The organism is Actinosynnema sp., assembly GCF_052038725.1.
Map to the genome: position 1 here is coordinate 1 of NZ_JBQGCX010001107.1, position 3,989 is coordinate 3,989.

A 3,989-nucleotide genomic window follows, 5' to 3' on the forward strand; every position below is an offset into this window, starting at 1 on the left:
TCGGACGCCGGGTCGGACGCCGGGTCGGACGCCGGGTCGGACGCCGGGTCGGACGTCGGGTCGGACGTCGGGGCCGGGCTGCGGGTGACGCTGCTGCAGGCGGCGTCGGGCCTGCGCCCGGAGGAGAACCGCGAGCGCCTGGTCGAGCTGGTCGACCGCGAGGGCCCCGAGGCCGACCTGGTCGTGCTGCCGGAGGTCTTCGCCCGCGACTTCGGCCGCGCCGGCTCCGACGTCTCGGCGTTCGCCGAGACCCTCGACGGGCCGTTCGCGACGGCGGTGGAGACCGCGGCCCTGCGCCACGACGTGACCGTGGAGGCGGGCATGTTCGAGCGCTCCGACGACCCCGCGCGGCCCTGGAACACCCTGCTGGTGCGGGGGCCGGGGGTCGCGGCGTCCTATCGCAAGATCCACCTCTACGACTCGTTCGGCTACCGCGAGTCCGACCGGCTCAGCGCCGGCGAGGCGACCCCCGCGACGGTGGAGGTCGGTGGCCTGAGGCTCGGCCTGATGACCTGCTACGACCTGCGCTTCCCCGAGCTGGCGCGGACGCTCGCGGTCGACCACGGCGCCGACGTGCTCGTGCTGCCGGCGGCGTGGGTGGCCGGTGAGGGCAAGGCGGAGCACTGGCGCACGCTCGTGCGCGCCCGGGCGATCGAGAACACGGTCTACGTCGCCGCGTGCGCGCAGCCGGCTCCGCGCTACACGGGCCTCTCGCAGGTGGTCGACCCGATGGGCGCGGTGCTCGCCGAGGCCGGCGACGCGGACGGCGAGGTGGTGCGGGCCCGCGTGAGCGCGGCGGAGCTGCAGCGCGCGCGGGAGACGAACCCGTCGCTGGCGAACCGCCGCCTGTAGCCTTGGCGGCCGTGTCGACCAGCCAGCATCCGTCTCCGCAGCGCCCTCCCGGGGTGCGCCGGGCGGCCGCGCCGCGCTCGGCCGACGACGCGCAGCTGCGCTCGGCGAGCGCGCGCAGCCGCCTCCAGCTGGGCGTGTGGTGGCTGCTGCTGCTCGTGGGCGTCGCCGTGGTCGTCGCCGGCGAGCTGCTCGATGCGCCCCGCGCGCTGACCGGCCTCGGGGCGGTCGCCGTGACCAGCGCCTACACGTGGGGCCTGGTGGCGCGCACCGGCGGGCGGCAGCTGGTGTTCAGCATGCTCGCGGCCGCGCTGGGCGTCACGGCCGTGGTGACCGACAGCGAGCATCTGCGCGCCGGGGCCGCGGTGCTGACCTGCACGGTCGGCGCGGTGCTCGGGGTGATGGCCACCCAGCCGGCGCGGCGCTTCGTCGAGAGCGCCCGCGAGGTGGTCCTGGCGATGGGCGTCGCCGTCCTCGGTGCGGTGGCCGCCGTGGGCTACGCGCCCACGGTGTCGCTGTGGCGCTTCGAGTACGTCACGCTCGCGCTGTCGTTCGTGGTGGTGCTCACGCTGGTCTACCGGCTCGGCGCGGGCCTGCACGGCCTCGGACGCCGCGGCGTCGGCGTGGTCGTGGTGAGCACGCTCGTCGTGGGCGTGGTGCTCGCCTACGGCGAGGCGCTGCGCAGCCTCGGCACCAGCGAGATCAGCGCGGCCGTCGACGACGTGGCCGACTGGCTCAGCGCCACGCTCGGCGCGGTGCCCCGCCCGACGCAGGCCCACGTGGGCGTGCCGGCGCTGGCCTGGGGCGTCTACCTGCGGGCGCGGCGGCGCCAGGGCTGGTGGGTGTGCGGGTTCGGGGTCGCGGCCACCGCGCCGGTGGGCAACAGCCTGATGGACCCGGCCGCGACGCTCAGCCAGGCGGGCCTGGGCCTCCTCTACTCGATCGTGGTGGGGCTGCTGATCGCCTACGTGCTGATCCGGATCGATCTGGCGCTCACCGGCTCGAAGGGCGCCCGCGGACGGCGTGCCGAGCGGCGCTCGGCGGTGCGGCCCGAGCCCGCGCGCTCCCGACCGCTGATGTGACCGGCGCCCGACCCGGCGGGGCCGGCGGATCCCCGGGTACGCGCGGGTAACGACTAGGTTCGCGGGCATGGCGCGCAACGTGGTGGTCGAGGTGGTCGCGGAGATGGTGGCCAACGTGATGTCGGTGACCTGCGAGGTGGGCGAGAAGGTGACGCCCGCCAGCACCGTGCTGCTGCTGGAGTCGATGAAGATGGAGATCCCGGTGCACCCCGAGCGGGCGGGCACCGTGCGCGAGATCAAGGTCTCGCCCGGCGACGTCATCCAGGAGGGCGACGTGCTGGTGCTGCTCGACCCCGCCTGAGGGTCGACGACCGCGCGGCAGAGGGGGCGGGATTCGAACCCGCGGCTGACATCACTGCCAGCGACCGCTTTCAAGGCGGTTCCGATCGGCCACTCCGGCACCCCTCCCGGTCGCGCACGCGACCCGTGGGTCGCCGTCCGCGCCGCGCAGCAGTCTAGGGGCTCGCGGGGCCGGGGCGCCCCGGGGTTTCAGGTGCCGGTGGGCGTCGGACGCCGCACCGACTCGAGGCGCCGGGCGTAGCCGTCGACGTCGATGAGCAGGCGCATCAGGTCGCGCCGGACGACGTCGGGGTGCGGGCTCTGCAGGATCTGCGGGTCGAGCGCGTGGAGCCGCTCGAGCAGCGTGTTGCGCTGGCGCAGGAGCACGACGCGGTCGCCCTCGACGGAGTCGGGCGACTCGATCACGACGGGCGGCAGGCCGCTGATGAGCAGCTCGCGGACGGCGGCCAGCCGCTGGCGCACGGTCCAGCGCCAGTTGCCGAGGGCGGCGCCCTGGCGGGCGGCGGGCGGGGGCAGCGCGTCGAGCGCGAGGTGCAGCGCCTGCAGGGCGGGTGCGGGAGCCGAGGGCATCTCCACCTCCTGGGGGAAGGTCCGTCGCGCAGGCCAGCCCGGCGCAGAGCCCACCGTACCGCGCTGTGAGGGCGGTCACACGCGAACCGTGCTGCCGGGCGGGACGGCGGGCGGTTCCGCGGGGCGGTGCGGCGTGGGCGAGAATGGCCGGGTGAGCAATCGCGACATCCGCCTGGCCCCGTCGGTCGCCGTCCGCGTGGTCGGCGTGCTGCTGGTGGCGCTCGGCGCGGGCCTGGTGCTGGCGACGGCGATCGTGGTCTGGCGCGATGCGTCGGTGGGCGCGGTGCTGGTGGCCGGTGCGGTGCTGCTGGCCCTGCTGGGACTGGTCGGACTGCTGCTCGTGCGCACCTCGGTGGTGCGGTTGACCGAGCAGGGCTACCGCGTGCGCCTCGTGCGCGGCGTGGGGCTGTCGCGGGCCCGTTGGGCGGACGTCGAGGATGCCGTGACCACGCACGTCGGCGGTGCTCCCTGCGTGGTGCTGCGACTCAAGGACGGACGCTCCACCACGATCCCGGTGGGCGTGCTGGCCATCGATCGCGAGGAGTTCGTGCGCGTGCTGCAGGAGCGCCTCAGCAAGGGACGCGGCTACCGTCCGCTGACCTGAGCAGGCCTCGACGGGCACCTGATTCGTCACCTGCGATCCGGGCCTAGTAGCCTGTCGGGGCTGTCGGGAGGCGTCGCCTAGTCCGGTCTATGGCGCCCGCCTGCTAAGCGGGTTGAGGGTTACCCCCTCTCGCGGGTTCAAATCCCGCCGCCTCCGCCAGTCGTTCGACGTAGAAGCCCCCGCCGGGGTCGATCCCGGCGGGGGCTTCCGCGTTCTCGGGGCTGGATCGAGCGCCTCTGCGCAGGGGTCAGTCCAGCGGTGTGGTGGTGCCGTCGGGGTCGACGCGGTAGCGGTGGCCGTGGGGGCTGGTCCAGATCAGCGATCCGTCTGGCCCCGGTGTGGTTTCGGCAGGCTCAACCACCGGGGTCCAGGGTTCGCGGTGGTCGAGGTCGCAGGCCCGCGACGGGCGGGTGCAGTACGGGAAGACGCACGTGGCGTGCTTGAGGCGGACGCGGTCGGCGATGCGGTCGGGGATCTCGTAGGCATCGACCGCGACGTGCCCGGCGAGGTCGATGACCGGCTTCACGATGACCCTGGTGCCCGGTGCGCCGCACCAGTCGCGGACCTGATCGGCGCTGACGAAC

General features: G+C 74.9%; 5 protein-coding genes, 2 tRNA genes and 1 pseudogene. 5 read left to right on the forward strand and 3 right to left on the reverse strand.

The annotated features are described in order from the left end of the window. From ACTUAL_RS23365 to ACTUAL_RS23375, 3 genes are all read left to right on the forward strand, one after another. Positions 1 to 852, forward strand: an 852-nt coding sequence (locus ACTUAL_RS23365) for a carbon-nitrogen hydrolase family protein (protein ID WP_440901743.1), incomplete at its 5' end; no start/stop codon positions are given. Between the two features lie 53 nt (positions 853 to 905). Then, positions 906 to 1,931 (forward strand): hypothetical protein, encoded by a 1,026-nt coding sequence (locus tag ACTUAL_RS23370; protein WP_440901744.1) that lies wholly within the window; start codon positions 906 to 908, stop codon positions 1,929 to 1,931. 67 nt (positions 1,932 to 1,998) lie between these two features. Further along, on the forward strand, positions 1,999 to 2,232 hold the full coding sequence (locus tag ACTUAL_RS23375) for a biotin/lipoyl-binding carrier protein (RefSeq protein ID WP_440901745.1): 234 nt from the start codon (positions 1,999 to 2,001) through the stop codon (positions 2,230 to 2,232). Positions 2,233 to 2,250: 18 nt separating this feature from the next. Here the strand turns inward: ACTUAL_RS23375 and ACTUAL_RS23380 are convergent. Beyond that, positions 2,251 to 2,339, reverse strand: a tRNA-Ser gene (locus ACTUAL_RS23380). Between the two features lie 81 nt (positions 2,340 to 2,420). Then, positions 2,421 to 2,801, reverse strand: a complete 381-nt coding sequence (locus ACTUAL_RS23385; protein WP_440901746.1) for a hypothetical protein — start codon at positions 2,799 to 2,801, stop codon at positions 2,421 to 2,423. A 151-nt stretch (positions 2,802 to 2,952) separates the two neighbouring features. Between ACTUAL_RS23385 and ACTUAL_RS23390 the strand changes: the two genes are divergently transcribed. Then, a complete protein-coding gene (locus ACTUAL_RS23390; protein ID WP_440901747.1) occupies positions 2,953 to 3,405 on the forward strand; it encodes a hypothetical protein in 453 nt (150 codons plus the stop codon). Positions 3,406 to 3,471: 66 nt separating this feature from the next. Beyond that, positions 3,472 to 3,564: transfer RNA gene (locus ACTUAL_RS23395), tRNA-Ser, on the forward strand. 88 nt (positions 3,565 to 3,652) lie between these two features. On the opposite strand, the pseudogene ACTUAL_RS23400 reads toward ACTUAL_RS23395, so the two are convergent. Continuing rightward, positions 3,653 to 3,989, reverse strand: a pseudogene (locus ACTUAL_RS23400) (hypothetical protein); the annotation flags it as partial.